This window comes from Gemmatimonadales bacterium (assembly GCA_036265815.1).
GTDB lineage: Bacteria > Gemmatimonadota > Gemmatimonadetes > Gemmatimonadales > GWC2-71-9 > CAVVWJ01.
This window is the reverse complement of record DATAOI010000048.1, coordinates 1-16,541: the sequence shown is the minus strand read 5'-3', so window position 1 is coordinate 16,541 and position 16,541 is coordinate 1. Positions and strand designations below refer to the sequence as shown.

Sequence of the window (16,541 nt, the reverse complement as noted above, 5' to 3'; positions counted from 1 at the left end):
GAAGCCCATGAAGAAGCGAGTGCCGCCCTCGACGTCGGCGATTGCGGACAGCTCGGCGAAGGACGCACCCGCGCAGAACGCACCCGCGCCCTCGCTTCGAAGCACGATCACCCGCGCCCCCGGCTCCTGGCCCAGCGCAGTGATCCGGGCCGCCAGCTCGGCGAGGCGAGTTCCCGGCAGTGAGTTGCCCTTGGGGTGCCCGAAGGTCACGCTGCCGACGCCGTCCGCTACCTCTGTGGTCACGCTGCCGGGCTCGTGCGTCGTCCGCTGGGTCACGGCTTCCCTTCCCCCTGGAGGTCCGGTACGATACAACTGGATAGAAGGTAGCGGGTGGCCCGGAGCCGCTCCAAGCGACCGCGACGCCACCCCGAACTCCAAGAGGCACGCCAAGATGTCCCTTCACCCGCCCCCGACACCGGACGAGTCCGCAGCCGCCGCCACGTTCGATGCCCGCATCGACGCCGGCGAGACGATCGAGCCCAAGGACTGGATGCCGGAGAAGTACCGTCACCAGCTGGTGCGGATGATGTCGCAGCACGCCCACTCGGAGATCGTGGGCATGCTGCCCGAGGGCAACTGGATCACCCGCGCGCCCTCCCTCCGGCGCAAGATGTGCCTGCTTGCCAAGGTCCAGGACGAAGCGGGCCACGGGCTCTACATCTACTGCGCCACCGAGACGCTGGGTGTGGCCCGCGCCGAGCTGATCGACCAGCTCCTCACCGGCAAGGCGAAGTATTCCAGCATCTTCAACTACCCGACCCTGACGTGGGCGGACATCGGGGTCATCGGCTGGTTCGTGGACGGGGCCGCGATCGTGAACCAGACCGTGCTGGCGAAAGCCTCATATGGGCCGTATGCCCGCGCCATGGTCCGGATCTGCAAGGAAGAAAACTTCCACAAGCGGCAGGGCTACGAGATCGTGGCCACCCTGGCCGACGGCACCCCCCTGCAGCGGGCCATGGTGCAGGATGCGGTGAATCGGTGGTGGTGGCCCACCCTGATGATGTTCGGCCCCAGCGACGTCAACTCGCCCAACAGCGCGGATCTGCTCCGCTGGCGGGTGAAGCGGTACAGCAACGACGAGCTCCGGCAGCGGTTCGTGGATCTGACCGTGGCCCAGGCCCAGGCGGTGAAGCTCACGCTGCCCGACCCCGAGCTCCGCTACGACGCCGAGACCAAGCATTGGGAGTTCGGCGAGATCGACTGGGCGGAATTCAAACAGGTCATCAGCGGAAACGGCCCTTGCAACCGGGAGCGCCTCGCGGCTCGGCGCGCCGCACACGACCAGGGTGCCTGGGTGCGCGAGGCGGCGGCGGCCTTCGCCGAGAAGCAGCGCCGCCGGAGTGCGGCGCCCGCGGCCTGAGGCCGGCCGCTGGAAACGGAACCCATGGCCGCCGCCAACCAGCCCGACCACGCGAGCGACCAGTGGCCGCTCTGGGAGGTGTTCACCCAGGCGAAGGACGGCGCCCCGCACGAGCATGCCGGGAGCGTGCACGCGCCGGATGCGGAGATCGCCCTGCAGAACGCGCGCGACGTCTACGCACGCCGGGGCGAGGTCGTGAGTGTCTGGGTGGTGCCTAGCGCGGCCATCGTGGCCTCGAGCCCGGAGGACCAGGGTCCCTTCTTCGATCCCGCCGACGACAAGCCTTATCGTCATCCGCAGTTCTATAAGACGCCCCGCGGCGTGCGGGTGTACTGAGGTGCGCCCGACCGACGAGGACGCAGGCGTTCCGCGGGAGGCCCTCTTCGAGTATCTCCTCCGGTTGGGTGACGATCGCCTGGTGCTGGGCCACCGGTTGTCCGAATGGTGCGGCCATGGCCCCGTTCTCGAGGAGGACATCGCCCTCTCCAACGTCGCGCTGGATCTCATCGGGCAGGCGACGCACTTCCTCCGTCTGGCCGGCCAGGTCGAGGGGCAGGGGCGCGACGAGGATGCCCTGGCCTACTTCCGCGACGCCATCGACTACCGCAACGTCAACCTGGTCGAGCTTCCCAACGGCGACTACGGCCGCACCATCGTGCGCCAGTTCCTCTTCGACGCCTGGAGCGTGCTGCTGCTGGACGGCCTCCAACGGGCGACCCACACCGAGCTCGCCGGAATCGCGGCCAAGGCCCACAAGGAAGCCCGCTATCACGTCCGCCACAGCGGCGAGTGGGTGATTCGATTGGGCGACGGCACGGAGGAGAGTCATCGGCGGGTCCAGACGGCGGTGGACGAACTCTGGCCCTACACGGGAGAGCTGTTCGCCGCCGACCAGGTGGACCGGCTGCTGGCGCGTGTGATCGCGCCGGAGCCAGCGGCGCTCGAGCCCGTGTGGCGTGAGGTCGTCATCGACGTCCTTCACCGGGCGACCCTCACGCCGCCGGCCGAAGGCTACATGCACTCCGGCGGACGCCAGGGACGGCACACCGAGCACTTGGGCCACCTGTTGGCCGAGATGCAGATCCTGGCCCGGTCGCACCCGGGGGCCAAGTGGTGAGCCCCGCGGGCGCAGGGACGGATGCCCTGTTCGGGGTGCTGCGCGGCATCCCGGATCCCGAAGTGCCGGCCCTGGACATCGTCGAGCTCGGGATCGTTCGCAGGGTGGAGTTGAGCCCCGATGGGGCCGTGACCGTGGAGGTGACGCCGACCTACTCCGGCTGTCCCGCGATGCGCATGATTGAGCAGGAGATCGTGGCCGCGCTCCACGCCAACGGCTACGACCGCGTCGAGCTCCGGACAGTGTACTCGCCGGCCTGGACCACCGACTGGCTGAGCGACTCAGCCAAGGCGAAGCTCAAGGCCTACGGCATCGCTGCTCCCGACCACACGGTCGCCGAGCAGGCGCTGGTTCCGTTGACGTCGTCGGTGCGTCGCGTCGCCTGCCCCTACTGCGGATCCTCGAACACCGAGCGCAAAAGCGAGTTCGGGTCGACGGCCTGCAAAGCCATCCATTACTGCCATCACTGCCAGCAGCCGTTCGAGGAGTTCAAGGCGATCTAGGGCCAGCCCTCGCGTTCCCCGGCTTGCCTTCCGCTACTACTGTCCCCCCCTCCTCCCCCGCCCCCGGCCCCACGTCGATCACCCAGTCACTCTGCGCCACGACCGACATGTCGTGCTCCACGACTATCACAGTATTCCCCGCCCCTACCAGCCCGTCGAGCTGCGCCACCAGCTTCTCGACGTCCGCCGCATGCAGCCCCGTCGTCGGTTCGTCCAGGATGTAGAGCGTGTCACCCCGGGCGGGGCGCTGCAGCTCCGTGGCCAGCTTGATCCGCTGCGCCTCGCCGCCGGATAGCTCCGTCGCCGGCTGGCCGAGGCGCAGGTAGCCGACTCCGACGCTCCGCAGCATCTCCAGCGACCGGCTCACCCCGGCCTCCTCCGCGAAGAACGCCGCCGCCTCGTCCACCGTCATCGCCAGCACCCCGGCGATGTTCTTTTCCTTGTGCTTCACCTCGAGCGTCCGCGCGTTGTAGCGCGACCCGTGGCACGTCGGGCACGGGGCGTAGACGCTCGGCAGGAAGAGGAGCTCGACCATCACGAAGCCCTCGCCCTCGCAGGTCTCACATCGGCCCTTGGCGACGTTGAAGGAGAACCGCCCCGCATCGTACTTCCGCGACCGAGCCTGCTTGGTCGCGGCGAAGAGCTTCCGGACACCGTCGAACAGGCCGGTGTAGGTCGCCAGGTTGGAGCGGGGCGTGCGGCCGATCGGCTTCTGGTCCACCATCACCAGCCGGCGGATGCCCTCCATCCCTTCCACGGTATGGCCGCCCGTCGGCTCGACCGGGCCGCGCTCCAGCTCCGGGGCCTCGTCCTCCGGCGACTGCACCTCGTGCCCAAGGTGCCGCTGGACCAGCTCGACAAGCGCCTGGCTCACCAGACTCGACTTGCCCGAGCCCGAGACGCCGGTCACCGTGGTGAACACGCCGAGCGGGAAGGAGACGTCCAGGTCGTGCAGGTTGTTCCGGGTGACGCCCTCGAGTCGGAGCCAGCCCCTGGGCTCCCGCGGCTGGCGCGACGCCGGGCGGCGCTCGCCGAAGAGGTACTCGCGGGTGCGCGACTCCTTCACCTCACGGAGCCCCTCGACCGGCCCGCTGTAGAGCACTTGGCCCCCGTGCTGGCCCGCGTCCGGCCCGACGTCCACGATCCAGTCAGCGTGGCGCATGACGTCGAGCTCGTGCTCGACGACGAAAATGGTATTGCCCGCGGCCTTGAGGCGATCGATCGTCCGGAGCAGTGCCTCGATGTCCACCGGGTGCAGGCCCGCCGAGGGCTCGTCGAGCACGTAGACCACGCCGAAGAGGTTGCTGTGGACCTGAGTGCCGAGCCGGAGGCGCTGGAGCTCGCCGGGCGAGAGCGTTGGCGTGCTGCGCTCGAGCGAGAGGTAGCCGAGGCCCAGCTCCATCAGCACCTCGAGCCGGGCGACGAGGTCCTTGGCGATCCGGCAGGCGACCATCGCCTTCTCCGGGTGCTCCTCCTTGAGCCGCTGGAAGCCGGGCGCCGTCTCCACCGCGTACGGTGCGAAGATCTCGGCCATACGCTTCAGCGGCTGGCGGGACATGTCGGCGATGTCGAGGCCGGCGAATTTGACCTTGAGCGCCTCGGGCCGGAGGCGCTTGCCGTGGCAGACGGGGCACTCGGTGCTCACCATGTAGCGCGAAACGCGCTTCCTCATCTGGGCGCTCTCGGTCTTGGCGAAGGTCTCGAGCACGTACTGCCGCGCGCCGGAGAAGGTGCCCATGTAGCTCGGCTCCTCCTTCCGCTTGAGGGCTCGGCGCGTCTCGGCCGGGGTGTAGCCGGCGTAGACCGGGACGGTGGGCGTTTCCTCTGTATAGAGGATCCAGTCGCGGTCCTTCTTGGGCAGCTCGCGCCAGGGCCGATCCACGTCGTAGCCGAGGGTGACGAGAATGTCGCGCTGGTTCTGGCCGTGCCACGCCGGCGGCCAGGAGGCGATCGCTCGCTCGCGGATGGTGAGAGTGTCGTCCGGCACCATGCTCCGCTCGGTGACGTCGTAGATTCGGCCGAGCCCGTGACACCGAGGGCACGCGCCCTCGACCGTGTTGGTCGAGAAGCCCTCGGCGTAGATGATGCCCTGGCCGCGGGGATAGTCTCCCGCGCGCGAGTAGAGCATGCGGAGGAGGTTCGAGAGCGTGGTGACGCTCCCGACCGAGGAACGGGTGGTCGGCGCACCGCGCTGCTGCTGGAGGGCGACCGCGGGCGGGAGGCCGTCGATCCCGTCCACCTCCGGCACGGCCACCTGGTGGAACAGCCGCCGCGCGTACGGCGCCACGGATTCGAGGTAGCGCCGCTGCGCCTCGGCGTAGAGGGTGCCGAAGGCGAGCGACGACTTGCCCGAGCCTGAGACGCCGGTGAAGACGACGAGGGCGTCGCGAGGGATCCGGACGTCGACGTTCTTGAGGTTGTGCACTCGGGCGCCGCGGACGTGTACGAAGCCGTCGTGGGTGGTCATCCGGCAAAGCTATCCCGATCCGGGAGCGCCTGACGTGCCAGCCGACACAGATTCCCAGCCGCCGGGCCTGCTCCACGGCCACCTTCGAGTAGCACCCCGCCGCTCCCGCCGGCGCGTCAGCGCCCCCCCCTACGCGTCAGCGCCCCGCCCGCAATGCGTTCCCCTGATAGCCGTCGAGCAACCGATGGTCGATGGTGAGTGTCTAAGTGTTTTGCTCCTAGGCCATTCTCCAAGGAGGGGAACTCATGCTTAGACTATCGCTTGCGGCCGTCTTGGCGCTCTTCGTTGTTGTGTCATGTGATGTCTACGCCCAGGATTCCGGCCTAAAGACCCGCGAGCTGGTCGCCGCGCTCGACAAGACGAAATACAAGAAGAAAGAGAAGCCGAATGTCTCGATCGAGACTTACATCGACATCAAGAACCAAGCCGCGGTTCGCGATCCGGTTGAGTACAGTGGCAGTTACGAATCGGAGGATAGCGAATGGAGCTTGTCGCTTCATGTCGAGCGGGGCGGCGTGGTAACAGGCAGCGGATTCGACGCGATGAACGGCGAGATCAACCGCCGCCGGAGCTTTGTACTGAAGGACGCGACGATCAACGGTGCCCTGTTGGCCGGGACGAAATTCTACGAGAACGGAGAACGGCGCAGGGTCGAAGCCGTCTTCCTCAACCACACCGTCGCCTCGGGAAAGAACGCCAACGAGATCGCCTCGCACGATACCAAGTTCGGCATTGGGTTCATCGAAACGGGAACGGGGTCGGATTACGACACCAGGCGCGTGTTCCTCGAACGGCGGGGGCGCTGACGCGCCGGCGGGAGCGGCGGGAGCGGCGGGGGAATTGAGGGTTGGTTGAGGTGTCCGCGAGATCCTCGTTTGGTCACCCCCGAGGATTTATCATGCCGGCCACGATGCCCTACGAGCGATTCGAGGCCTGGAAGGTCAGTCACGAGCTCGCGTTGGCGGTCTACTCGGCGACGCGGGGGTGGATCCGCGAAGCGTGGACCAGCCGAATTCCGACGCTTCCTCGACTAATCGCTCGGCTCCCTCTCCGAGCTCGCCTACCTGCTCCGGTTCGCTCACGATACGCAATTTCTTACCGACGAGGCGTGGGCAAGGCTGCAACAGATGCGTGACAAGGCAGCGATACTCACGTGGCGCCTGGCCCGCTCCATGGCCACCTCCAAGTAGCACCCCGCCGCTCCCGCCGGGCGAAGCCCACCCGCCGGCGCAGCCCACTCGCCGGCGCAGCCCTTCATTATTCTTCCTTTATGAAGACCCTCGGCATCGTCGGCGGGATCGGTCCGGAATCTACGATCGAATACTATCGCTTCGTCCTCGATGGCTACCGCGCCCGGGTGACCGACGGGAGCGCGCCGCACCTCCTGATCGACAGCCTCGACGTCAACCGCGGAATCGCGATGCTGGACGCGAACGATCTTGCCAGCCTGACGAACTACATTTCCGCCTCGGTCGAACGCCTGGCGCGAGCGGGCGCTGAGATCGCACTCATCGCTGCGAACACGCCTCACCTTGTGTTCGATGACGTCCAGCGCCGATCGCCGATTCCGATGCTCAGCATCGTGCAGGCAGCCTGCGAGCATGTGCGAAGTCTGGGGTATGCACGGGTCGGGGTGCTCGGCACCGGTTTTACCATGCGAGCCCGCTTTTTTCCGGAGGTATTCGCCCGGGCTGGAGTCGAACTGGTTGCGCCGAATGAGGCTGAGCAAGCGGTCATTCACAAGATTTACATCGGCGAGTTACTCAAGAACCAGTTCTTACCCGAGAGCTGCAACGCCATTCTCGCGATCATCGAGCGTCTGCGAGGGGAGGAGCGAGTCGAAGCGATTCTCGTCGCCGGCACAGAGTTACCACTTCTTCTGCGGGACGCCGAACCGAAAGACATCCCGCTTCTCGACACGACCGTGATCCATGTCGGTGCCGCGGTGGATGCGATCGTGAAGTAGTCGGGACGACCCACCCGCCGGCGCAGCCCATCCGCCGGCGCAGCCCGCAGTCTGGTGTCTCGGTTCGTAAGGAGAACCAACCATGTCCCGATTGCGTTTCACGATTACGATGTCCCTCGACGGCTTCGTCGCCGGGCCCCGGCAGAGCCTGAAAGACCCTCTCGGCATCGGCGGGGAGCAGCTCCAGGGTTGTCGGCCTGGCGGTCTGGCGCGAGGCGCACGGGCTCCCGGGCGGCGAGGTGAACGAGAGCACGCGAGTGATGGACGAGTCTCTCACCAACATCGGCGCCACGATCATGGGCCGCAACATGTTCGGCGGCCACCCCGGCTCGTGGGAGGCGGGGGAGGAGCCGTGGAAGGGGTGGTGGGGCGACGACCAGCCGTTCCATCACCCGGTCTTTGTGCTGACCCACCACGCCCGGCCGCCGCTCGCGATGCAAGGCGGGACCACTGTCAACTTCGTGACCGGCGGGATCGAGGAAGCGCTCGCCCGGGCCCGCGAGGAGGCGCGAGGCAAGGACGTCACGCTCGCCGGCGGCGCCAGTGCGGCGCAGCAGTACCTCAAGGCCGGACTGGTGGATGAAATGGAGCTCCACGTCGTGCCGCTGCTGCTCGGCGGCGGAGAGCGGTTGTTCGAGGGGACCGGGACCGAGCTGCACGGGCTCCTCCCGGTACGGACCCTGGCGACCCGGCGGGTCACCCACCTCAAGCTTGCGCGGCCCGGGGCGGGCTGAGCCCTCAGCTCACCTGTGACGAGCGTTCGACGCGTGCGCCTGCAAGGCATCCTCGCGTTCTCGATCATCTACATCGTCTGGGGTTCCACGTTTCTCGCCATCCGTTACGCGGTGGAAACGATCCCTCCGTTCCTGACGGCGGCTACGCGTCATCTGATCGCTGGCGCGATCCTGCTCGCGTGGGCGTGGCGGAACGGCGAGCGCCCCAGCAAAGAAGCCTGGCGCGCTGGTCTCGTGCTGGGGTTCCTGTTCTTCCTGGTGGGACACGGGACTTTGCACTGGGCCGAACAAAGGATCCCTTCCGGAGTGGCCGCGCTGGTGGTCGCCACCGAACCGATCTTCGTGGCGCTGATGCTGCCATTATTCAAACTGGGACGTCGGCCGGGCCTCACGACCTATCTCGGCCTGGGGCTTGGAGCTGCAAGCGTGATCGTGCTCTTCCGGCCCGACGTCACCGCTGGACAGGGAATGATCGCGGGACCGCTCGCGGTCTTACTGGGCTCCGTGTCATGGGCGGTGGGAATCGTCCTTTCCCGTAAATTGCAGGCACGCCGCGATGGCGCGCCGGACACATCGACGATGAATGCCGCACTCCCACTGCTTTGCGGTGCCGTGATGCTCCTGGCTGGCGCAGTCCTGCGCGGCGAGCTGCACGACTTCCACTGGACGGCAGTGTCGCGTGCATCCTTCGGCGGACTGATGTTCCTGGTCTTCTTTGGTTCATTGATGGCGTTCACCGCGTACACCTGGCTGCTGAAGCACTACCCGCCGACGCTGGTAGCGACCCACACCTATGTGAATCCGATCGTGGCGGTGCTGCTCGGATGGTTGTTTGCGGGTGAGCGGATCAGCCCGTCGATCGTTGCGTCGACCGCATTGGCTATCGCGGCGATCGGGTTCGTGCAACGAGGCGAAGACATGTCGAACTGATGACCCCTCGCTCGTCGTATCGGTGGAGGGCTGCGAGATCTCCGGATGGCGTTCGCCCTTGGGCATCTTTGCCCGGGCGCCTACCCCGGATGCTCGAACCTACCGCTACGCGCGAACGCTAGGCATTAATGGTCATCACCAGGGCGATCCCACCGACCACGATCAGGCATGCAGCCCACACGAGGTCGAGGTTGAACCAGGCCCGCTGCAACAAGCGCAATCCTAGATAGCGATAGACCGCCCACGCGATCGCCCCGCCGATGAGCAGCATCGCCGAGGTGTGGACCAGCGCGACCACTGACGCCGAGAGGATCCCGTCGCCCGCCATCTGTGCCATCGCGGCGTGATCATGGTGGGGGACTCTCAGTCCGAGATAGACCGGAAGCAGCATCAGCCCGGCGCCGTGCGCGGTGGCCATGAGAAACGACCAGAGTACGAGGCGATCCGGACCGATGCGCGCGAGGAACCGGGGATGGCGGCGGTTCACCAGCTTGTAGACGCCGAAGGCGATGAGCGCGACGCCGGCGAGGAGCCCGAGCGCCTTGATCTGCTCCATCGAGACCGCCAGCAGCGCGAACGGAAGCAGCACCGCCGCCATCGCCAGGACGTGCCCGGCGGCGATCGGGGGGAGCGCCGCGAACACCGCGCTCCCGCGCCGCTCCTGCATGCCGTTGGAGACCGCGAACAGCCAGCCCATCCCGGGGTTGATCCCGTGATAGAACCCCAGCCCCACGATCGCGAGCCAGGCCCCCGGGTGCTCGGCGATGCTCGTCATCGCATCCCTACTTCGACGGGAAGCAGAACGAGTCGGTCGAGCAGTCGCCCCCTTCGAGGCGGACCTGGTGCGACCGATAGCCCGGCTCGAACTCGACCAGGAACTCCTTATCCAGCTCGATGCCGCCGCCCGGCTTGACGTTGGCCATCACCTGGAGACCGGGCACGCCGTCCGGATAGAACTGGTCGTCCCAGGTGCTGTAGAGGGAGTTGGTGAAGTAGGCGCGCTTCCCGTCGCGGCTGATCTCGACCATCTGAGGACCGCCGGCGAACGCCGTCCCATTGGGGTGCGGCGTGCGGTCGGCGATGCCACCCACCTTCACCGAGCCCGCGAGCGTCGGCTTCATCGGGTCGGACACATCGTACTGGCGGAGCTCACCGGTCCCCCAGCAGGCGACGTAGAGGAACTTGTCGTCGAGCGACAGATCGATGTCGCTCACCAGCGGCGGCACCGCGCCGAAGCCCTTGAGGAGCGGAGGCAGCTTGGCGGGGTCGGCGGGCTCGGGAGAGATCGTCGCGGTCTTGGCGGCCTTGAAGGTTCCCTTCTCGCGATACCAGGTCCAGATGGACGCCTCGAGGTTGGTCGTGTCGACCACCACGCCCACGAATCCGTAGTTGCGGCTCGGGTCGTGCGCCGGCCGGATCTCGAGCGGCATCTGATGATTGGCGCCGAGGTCGATGCTCTGCACGTTCTTCCGCTGACGCAGGTTCCAGAAGTGGAGCGTGTGGCCGTAGCGGTTGCTGAGCAGGTCTTCGGCGACGAGGCCGTTCTCGAACTGCGGCGGCAGGGCCCACTCGCTCGAGATCATGTAGTCCTTGGTGATGTTCCACCAGAAGTCGTAGCTCATCTTCTGCGGCCCGCGATCCATCTCCCACGGTCCGATGATGTCGAAGGTCTCGCAGTCCATGAGGAAGACGCCCGGGAGGCTCTCGGTGCCGTCCTTGCCGCGGCCGCCGAGCGTGCTGATGTAGATCCCTTCCGGTCCGCAGTGCACCGTATGCGGACGGGAATAGCCGGTCTTCTCGATGACCTCTTCGGGCTCGATCACCTTCACGATCTTCGCGTGCGCCGGATCGGGCTTGGTGTCGATGATGTAGATACGCGACGAGCGCATCCCGGGCACGATCAGATAGCGGCGCTCGACGTGCGGGTGCGCGGTCATGGGGCAGAGCATCGAGCTGCACGCGTTCCATCCGAAGTGATGCAGCTCGTCCCCCTTGTGGGTCAGCTCGATCTTGTGGACCACTTTGCCGAAGGTCTTCGAGCCGCGGACGGTGTCCACCACCCCGATGGCGTCCGGCCGGGTCTTGTCGGGGCGCGGGAGCGCGGTGTAGGCGTAGCGCTCGGTCGGGCCGGCCATCGCCAGCTTGGGGGAGGGATAGAAGGTAGGATCGGGTCGCAAAGTAGCGGTCATGGTATCTCCCTTGGGTCAGGGAGCCGCCGGCGACACCGATCTCCAGCGTGTGGTCAGGTCGGTCGAGGTCGTGCGGCTCAATACGGTACGCGGAATCCGGGCCGAATCGTGCCAGGCCACTATCCATAGGCTACAGCAGCAGAACCGGAGGGGTCAAGCAGGAAGGGACTACCGGAGCGCGCGGGCCAGGGCCGAGGGTCCGACGCCGCGGAAGATGGTCGCGTGAGGGATAGGAATTTCCTTCTCCTTCGCCGAAGGTAGGAGGGGGTTTGGGGGGGTCGTCAACGGGCAGCCCCCCCCCTGCTCCCGCGCTGACGATCGGCGCCGCGACGAGGCTGCCGCTCACGCCGTGGTTGGGGATCGAGAAGGTGCCGTGCTGCACGTCCGTCGGGCTGAGCCCGCCGGCTTGGGCTCGCCCGGTCAGGGCGCGGAGCGACCAGCCCACCGGCTCGACGATCGCCACCGGCGCCTCGGCCGCGTCGCTCGCCAGCCGCCGCCCCGGGTCCGGCTGCGTATCAGCCATGTGGGGCTCCCGGCTGGGTTCCTTACCGTCCGTGTATGGCTATCGCAATTCGGCTCTCGGCAAGCGGAAGTCTGCAAAGTCGAAGTCGACGCATCGCAGGACGGAGCGCCGCCGAAAGGCGGCGCTCTTGTTCCACCCCGCACCATGTGAATGCCCCCTCCAGTTGACAGTCCTTAGTGGTGGGCCTAACGTAGCCGCGCTCGACCTTCCGCTTTTCAATGCTCGCCACCGCACCAGGGAATCGCATGAACATCTTTCGTCGGAAGAGCGTCACGGCGCTCCAGGCCGAGGCGCAGTCGGATACCAGCCTCAAGCGGGCGCTCGGCCCGTGGAACCTCACCGCGCTCGGCATCGGGGCCATCATCGGGACCGGGATCTTCGTCCTCACCGGCACGGTGGCGGCGCAGAACTCCGGCCCCGCGGTCGTCCTGTCGTTCGCATTGGCAGGGGTGACCTCGGTCTTCGCGGCGCTCTGCTACTCCGAGTTCGCGAGCCTCGTCCCGATGGCCGGCTCGGCCTACACCTATGGATATGCGACGCTCGGCGAGTTCATCGCCTGGGTGATCGGGTGGGACCTGGTGCTGGAGTACGCCTTGAGCGCCACCACCGTCGCGATCGGATGGTCGGGCTACGTCGTCCGGTTCCTCAACGACATCGGGATCCACGTCCCGGCGGCCTTATCCGCGGCCCGCGGCACGATGGTGACGATGGCCGACGGCACGCAGGTCGCCTCGATCATGAACTTCCCGGCGGTGGTCATCGTCGCGATCGTGACCACGCTGCTGGTGATCGGTGTCAAGGAGTCGGCCAACGCCAACACGGTGATCGTCTTCATCAAGCTCGTCGTCGTCCTGATGTTCATCGTACTCGCCGCCAAGGCGGTGAACCCGGTCAACTGGCACCCCTTCATCCCGCCCAACGCCGGCCCGCGCGAGCAGTTCGGCACCAGCGGCATCGTGGCCGGCGCCGGGATTGTCTTCTTCGCCTACATCGGATTTGACGCGGTGAGCACCGCGGCACAGGAAGCGAAGAACCCCCAGCGCGACATGCCGCGCGGCATCATCGGGTCGCTGTTGGTCTGTACCGTTCTCTACATCATCGTCTCACTGATCGCCACCGGGATCGTGCCGTACCGTGAGCTCGATGTCCCGGCGCCGATCGCCCTCGCCGCCGATCGTGCCGGGTTAGGCTGGATCTCCACCTTCATCAGTCTCGGTGCGATCGCCGGGCTCTCCTCGGTCATCCTGGTACAGCTGATGGCCCAGAGTCGGGTCTTCTACTCGATGGCGCGGGATGGGCTGCTGCCTGCCGCGGTGAACAAGGTGCACCCGAAGTTCCGGACGCCGTACATCACCTCGATCGTCACCGGCATCGCGGTCGCGATCCCTGCCGCGATCCTCCCCCTCCGGGATGCCGCCAAACTTGTCTCGATCGGCACCCTCTCGGCCTTCGTCATCGTCTCGATCGGGATCCTTGTCCTCCGCGTGCGGGAGCCGGGGCTGGAGCGCCCCTTCAGGACCCCGTGGATCTGGTTCACGGCGCCGATGGGGGCGATCTCGGCGCTCTATCTGATGGTGGCGCTGGACATCGAGACCTGGATCCGGCTCCTGGTCTGGTTCCTGATCGGTCTCGTGATCTACCTCGGCTATGGCTATCGGAATTCGAAGCTGAACAAGGGAGAAGAGCGATGAAGCCCCTGTTCAATGCCGTCCGGCTGTTCCTGTCACTCGCGGCCCTCCCGCTGTCCGCCCAGACGGTCACGATCGCGAACGCCACGGTGATCGACGTGTCCGATGGTACGCTGCGGCCCGGAACGACGGTGGTCATCGAGGGGAATCGAATCGTCCGTGTCGGAGCGGCTTCGACGTCACGTCGACCGAAGGGGCAGATGATCGATGCAACGGGTCTCTACCTGATCCCCGGTCTCTGGGATATGCACGTCCACGCCTACTTCGATTGGCCCAAGACCTTTGGGGACGACTACGTACTGCCGCTCTTCATTGCCAACGGCATCACCGGCGTTCGCGACGTGGGAAGCGATCTTGAATCGGTACTCAAGGCCAGGGACGAAGTCGCCGCGCACCGCCTGCTGGGTCCGCGCATGGTAGTCTCCGGGCCGATGCTGGACGGCCCCACCGCGCAGTACAAGGCATCGATCAGGGTCACGAGCGCGGAGGATGGCCGCAAGGCGGTCGACAGCCTCAAGAGCCGGGGAGTGGATTTCATCAAGATCCAGTCGGGGATGCCGCGTGAGGCCTACTTCGCCGCCGCCACCGAAGCGAAGCGGCTGGGCATCGACTTCGAGGGACATGTCCCCGATGCCATCCGCGCCTCCGAAGCCATCTCGGCCGGCCAGCGGACCTTCGAGCACCTGATCGGAATCTTCGAGGCGAGTACCCCTGACGAGACCTCTTTCCTTTCGCGCAAATGGGGCGCCGGGGGAGACACGGCGACCAACAAGAGCCTCGCGGCACTGCTCAAGGGATTCGATCCAGATCGCGAGTCGGAACTCACTCGCCTCCTCGTTCGGCATCAGGTCTGGCAGTGCCCCACGCTCTTCTGGGAACGGGGCCAGTGGCTGGTGGACGCGGTGGATTATCAGAAGGATCCGGACCTGGCCCTCACACCACGTTCCTGGATCGACAAGAAATATCCGGCGATGCAGAAGGCGATCCTGCAGAGTCTCGATACCGACTCGCTCGCGGTGCGCCGCCGCTTCGTCGCGCATGAGCTCGAGATCGTCCACAGACTGCATGCGGCAGGAGTACCGTTCCTGGCCGGCACCGACACTCCCGCCGGCGTCGATGTGACCCCGGGGATCTCCCTTCATCTCGAATTGCAGCGTTTCGTGGCGGCGGGGTTCACCCCGCTGGAGGCGCTGCAGACGGCGACACTCAATCCAGCGAAGTTCTATGGCCGGGAAAATGATTTCGGCAGCGTGCAGGCTGGGCGGATCGCGGACTTGGTGCTCTTGAGGACGAATCCGCTCGACGATATCAGGAACACCCGCGCGATCGTCGGCGTCATTGCGGACGGGCGGTATTTCTCGGAGATGGCGATCGATTCGCTGCGGGAGCGCACCAAGCAGGTGGCGGCGCGGAACTGAAAGAGCGACATCAACCCCAGCCCTCGATCGCCTCCACCCAGCGGGTCACCGCCTCGGCCCCAACACCTCCATCAATCTCCCTAACCTCCCCCGACTCACGGGCACTCTCGCCCCGTCCGCCAGCACCACCGTGGTCCCCCGCACCGCTCGGCGCCGCAGTTCGGTGACCCGGTTGAGGTTGATGATCGCCGAGCGGTGGACCCGCACGAAACTCGCAGGGTCGAGCGCCGCCTCCAGTGCCCCCAGCGTCTCCCGCACCGCGTAGCTCTTCCCCCCCACATGCAGCTCGGCGCAGTAGTCCCGGGCCCCGATCCAGTCGATGCTGGCGGTCTCGACGATCACCGACCGGGTGCCGACCGAGACCATGAGCCGCTCGCGGTACCTGGACCCGCTCTTCCCCGCCTTCCGGTGCTCGTCGAACTCGGCCAGCAGCGCCCGGAGCCGGCGCTCCAGCTCCTCCGCCCGGGCCTTGGGCGCCTGGCGACCCCGTTCCGCCCTCGCCCGGTCCACCGCCCGCCGAAACCGCTCCCCCTCTACCGGCTTGAGCAGATAGTCCAGCGCCTGCACTTCGAAGGCCTGAACCGCGAACTCGTCGTAGGCGGTCACGAAGATCACCGCCGGCGTGGTCCCCCCGTTCCGCATCAGCTCCCGCAACACCCCCAACCCGTTGAGCCCCGGCATCTGCACATCGAGGAAGATCAGGTCCGGCTTGAGTGCCGCGACTTGCCGCACGGCCTCCCGGCCCGACAGCGCCTCGCTCACGACCTCGAGGTCGGCATGCGGCGCCAGGAGGGCGCGCAGGCCGGCGTTGGCCAGGGATTCGTCGTCGATGAGAACGGTACGGATGGTAGTCATGGCATGCGAGACGCCTGCTTCAGCGGCACCCAAACCACCGCAACCGTTCCGCTCCCGCCCGGCTCCCCGAACAGATCCAGCGACGCTTCCTCCCCGTACAGGTGCGCCAGGCGGGCCCGGGTGTTGGTGAGGCCGACGCCCGCCGAGCGATCGAGGTTCCAGCCGGGGGGCAGACCGGCGCCGTCGTCACGACGACAAGCCGGAGCAGGCCGTCGCGGGCGTTGGCTTCGATGCTGATGTGGCCCGCCTTCTCCTGCTCCGCCAGTCCGTGTCGCAAGGCATTCTCCACCAGAGGCTGCAGCACGAGGTTCGGTACCAGGACATCTCGCAACTCGGCGGGCACGGCGATGTCTACCGTGAGCCGGTTGGTGAATCGCACTCGCTCGATGGCGAGGTAGCGCTCCAGGAAGGCCAGCTCGTCCTCGAGGGGAATCTCCGAAGCGGTCCCGCCCAGCCGGATCGATCCGGCACTGGATCGCCGGGTCGGATCACCTGGGCGCGGGCTGGAGTCTGGGCGGCGAGCGGCGCTCGACCGTCGCCAACGGCTACGTGAATCTCGATCTCCGGAACTACTGGGGGGCTGGCTTCGGTGTCACAGCGGAATTGCCGGCGCTCGCCACCGAGGAATTGCGGGGCGGCCCTGCCCTGCTGCTGCCGAGTCGCACCACGTTCACTCAATCGATGTACACCGATGGGCGACACCCGACGCAATTCAGCCTCTCGGCCTCGGAATCGGTCGAACCGGGATCCGACAGTCACGGATTCGAAGTGTCACCCTCCGTCACCTG

At 66.8% G+C, this 16,541-nt stretch carries 18 protein-coding genes; 12 read left to right on the top strand and 6 right to left on the bottom strand.

The window, feature by feature from the left end; genetic code table 11:
- A partial coding sequence (locus VHR41_10085; protein HEX3234534.1) for an enoyl-CoA hydratase-related protein occupies positions 1-243 on the bottom strand: 243 nt, incomplete at its 3' end.
- A 148-nt stretch (positions 244-391) separates the two neighbouring features.
- Between VHR41_10085 and paaA the strand changes: the two genes are divergently transcribed.
- Genes paaA through paaD form a run of 4 tightly spaced genes read left to right on the top strand, consistent with a single transcriptional unit; the run spans position 392 to position 2,983 of the window.
- The gene (gene paaA / locus VHR41_10080) at positions 392-1,363 is read left to right on the top strand and encodes a 1,2-phenylacetyl-CoA epoxidase subunit PaaA (GenBank protein ID HEX3234533.1); all 972 of its coding nucleotides are present in this window, start codon (positions 392-394) and stop codon (positions 1,361-1,363) included.
- Between the two features lie 24 nt (positions 1,364-1,387).
- The gene (paaB, locus tag VHR41_10075; protein HEX3234532.1) at positions 1,388-1,699 is read left to right on the top strand and encodes a 1,2-phenylacetyl-CoA epoxidase subunit PaaB; all 312 of its coding nucleotides are present in this window, start codon (positions 1,388-1,390) and stop codon (positions 1,697-1,699) included.
- A 1-nt stretch (position 1,700) separates the two neighbouring features.
- Positions 1,701-2,480 carry a 1,2-phenylacetyl-CoA epoxidase subunit PaaC gene (gene paaC, locus VHR41_10070; GenBank protein ID HEX3234531.1) on the top strand — a complete coding sequence of 260 codons (780 nt, stop codon included), beginning with the start codon at positions 1,701-1,703 and terminating at the stop codon, positions 2,478-2,480.
- Positions 2,477-2,983, top strand: coding sequence for a 1,2-phenylacetyl-CoA epoxidase subunit PaaD (gene paaD / locus VHR41_10065; GenBank protein ID HEX3234530.1), 507 nt, complete (start codon positions 2,477-2,479; stop codon positions 2,981-2,983). Before paaC ends, paaD begins: the two co-directional genes overlap by 4 nt.
- On the opposite strand, the gene uvrA is transcribed toward paaD, so the two are convergent.
- Positions 2,970-5,450 carry an excinuclease ABC subunit UvrA gene (gene uvrA / locus VHR41_10060; protein ID HEX3234529.1) on the bottom strand — a complete coding sequence of 827 codons (2,481 nt, stop codon included), beginning with the start codon at positions 5,448-5,450 and terminating at the stop codon, positions 2,970-2,972. The genes paaD and uvrA overlap by 14 nt on opposite strands.
- Positions 5,451-5,695: 245 nt before the next feature.
- Between uvrA and VHR41_10055 the strand changes: the two genes are divergently transcribed.
- The 4 genes from VHR41_10055 (at position 5,696) to VHR41_10040 (ending at position 9,080) form a co-directional block, all read left to right on the top strand.
- Complete coding sequence (locus VHR41_10055; protein HEX3234528.1) at positions 5,696-6,256, top strand: hypothetical protein; 561 nt, start codon at positions 5,696-5,698, stop codon at positions 6,254-6,256.
- Positions 6,257-6,720: 464 nt separating this feature from the next.
- Entirely contained in the window at positions 6,721-7,416 is a 696-nt protein-coding gene (locus VHR41_10050; GenBank protein HEX3234527.1) for an amino acid racemase, read from the top strand.
- 260 nt (positions 7,417-7,676) lie between these two features.
- Positions 7,677-8,150, top strand: a complete 474-nt coding sequence (locus tag VHR41_10045) for a dihydrofolate reductase family protein (protein HEX3234526.1) — start codon at positions 7,677-7,679, stop codon at positions 8,148-8,150.
- Positions 8,151-8,183: 33 nt separating this feature from the next.
- Positions 8,184-9,080 carry an EamA family transporter gene (locus VHR41_10040; protein HEX3234525.1) on the top strand — a complete coding sequence of 299 codons (897 nt, stop codon included), beginning with the start codon at positions 8,184-8,186 and terminating at the stop codon, positions 9,078-9,080.
- Positions 9,081-9,198: 118 nt separating this feature from the next.
- Here VHR41_10040 and VHR41_10035 read toward each other — a convergent pair whose 3' ends face one another.
- From VHR41_10035 to VHR41_10025, 3 genes are all read right to left on the bottom strand, one after another.
- Positions 9,199-9,855 carry a hypothetical protein gene (locus VHR41_10035; GenBank protein ID HEX3234524.1) on the bottom strand — a complete coding sequence of 219 codons (657 nt, stop codon included), beginning with the start codon at positions 9,853-9,855 and terminating at the stop codon, positions 9,199-9,201.
- 7 nt (positions 9,856-9,862) lie between these two features.
- Positions 9,863-11,269: a selenium-binding protein SBP56-related protein gene (locus VHR41_10030; protein HEX3234523.1), complete on the bottom strand. Its 1,407-nt coding sequence runs from the start codon at positions 11,267-11,269 to the stop codon at positions 9,863-9,865.
- 130 nt (positions 11,270-11,399) lie between these two features.
- Entirely contained in the window at positions 11,400-11,792 is a 393-nt protein-coding gene (locus tag VHR41_10025) for a 2-oxo acid dehydrogenase subunit E2 (GenBank protein ID HEX3234522.1), read from the bottom strand.
- A 245-nt stretch (positions 11,793-12,037) separates the two neighbouring features.
- Between VHR41_10025 and VHR41_10020 the strand changes: the two genes are divergently transcribed.
- A complete protein-coding gene (locus VHR41_10020) occupies positions 12,038-13,483 on the top strand; it encodes an amino acid permease (GenBank protein HEX3234521.1) in 1,446 nt (481 codons plus the stop codon).
- Positions 13,480-14,898 (top strand): amidohydrolase family protein, encoded by a 1,419-nt coding sequence (locus VHR41_10015; protein ID HEX3234520.1) that lies wholly within the window; start codon positions 13,480-13,482, stop codon positions 14,896-14,898. Before VHR41_10020 ends, VHR41_10015 begins: the two co-directional genes overlap by 4 nt.
- A gap of 45 nt (positions 14,899-14,943) precedes the next feature.
- Here the strand turns inward: VHR41_10015 and VHR41_10010 are convergent, their stop codons facing one another.
- Positions 14,944-15,753 (bottom strand): LytTR family DNA-binding domain-containing protein, encoded by an 810-nt coding sequence (locus VHR41_10010; GenBank protein ID HEX3234519.1) that lies wholly within the window; start codon positions 15,751-15,753, stop codon positions 14,944-14,946.
- 238 nt (positions 15,754-15,991) lie between these two features.
- Between VHR41_10010 and VHR41_10005 the strand changes: the two genes are divergently transcribed.
- Positions 15,992-16,306 (top strand): hypothetical protein, encoded by a 315-nt coding sequence (locus VHR41_10005; protein ID HEX3234518.1) that lies wholly within the window; start codon positions 15,992-15,994, stop codon positions 16,304-16,306.
- A partial coding sequence (locus tag VHR41_10000; protein ID HEX3234517.1) for a hypothetical protein occupies positions 16,303-16,541 on the top strand: 239 nt, incomplete at its 3' end. The genes VHR41_10005 and VHR41_10000, both read left to right, overlap by 4 nt.

What these genes read in the sequence shown, in the direction of transcription:
- paaA (HEX3234533.1), top strand. Translation starts at nt 392, where the DNA reads ATGTCCCTTCACCCGCCCCCGACACCGGACGAGTCCGCAGCCGCCGCC.
- paaB (HEX3234532.1), top strand. Translation starts at nt 1,388, where the DNA reads ATGGCCGCCGCCAACCAGCCCGACCACGCGAGCGACCAGTGGCCGCTC.
- uvrA (HEX3234529.1), bottom strand. Translation starts at nt 5,450, where the DNA reads ATGACCACCCACGACGGCTTCGTACACGTCCGCGGCGCCCGAGTGCAC.
- VHR41_10055 (HEX3234528.1), top strand. Translation starts at nt 5,696, where the DNA reads ATGCTTAGACTATCGCTTGCGGCCGTCTTGGCGCTCTTCGTTGTTGTG.
- VHR41_10050 (HEX3234527.1), top strand. Translation starts at nt 6,721, where the DNA reads ATGAAGACCCTCGGCATCGTCGGCGGGATCGGTCCGGAATCTACGATC.
- VHR41_10045 (HEX3234526.1), top strand. Translation starts at nt 7,677, where the DNA reads ATGGACGAGTCTCTCACCAACATCGGCGCCACGATCATGGGCCGCAAC.
- VHR41_10035 (HEX3234524.1), bottom strand. Translation starts at nt 9,855, where the DNA reads ATGACGAGCATCGCCGAGCACCCGGGGGCCTGGCTCGCGATCGTGGGG.
- VHR41_10030 (HEX3234523.1), bottom strand. Translation starts at nt 11,269, where the DNA reads ATGACCGCTACTTTGCGACCCGATCCTACCTTCTATCCCTCCCCCAAG.
- VHR41_10025 (HEX3234522.1), bottom strand. Translation starts at nt 11,792, where the DNA reads ATGGCTGATACGCAGCCGGACCCGGGGCGGCGGCTGGCGAGCGACGCG.
- VHR41_10020 (HEX3234521.1), top strand. Translation starts at nt 12,038, where the DNA reads ATGAACATCTTTCGTCGGAAGAGCGTCACGGCGCTCCAGGCCGAGGCG.
- VHR41_10015 (HEX3234520.1), top strand. Translation starts at nt 13,480, where the DNA reads ATGAAGCCCCTGTTCAATGCCGTCCGGCTGTTCCTGTCACTCGCGGCC.
- VHR41_10010 (HEX3234519.1), bottom strand. Translation starts at nt 15,753, where the DNA reads ATGACTACCATCCGTACCGTTCTCATCGACGACGAATCCCTGGCCAAC.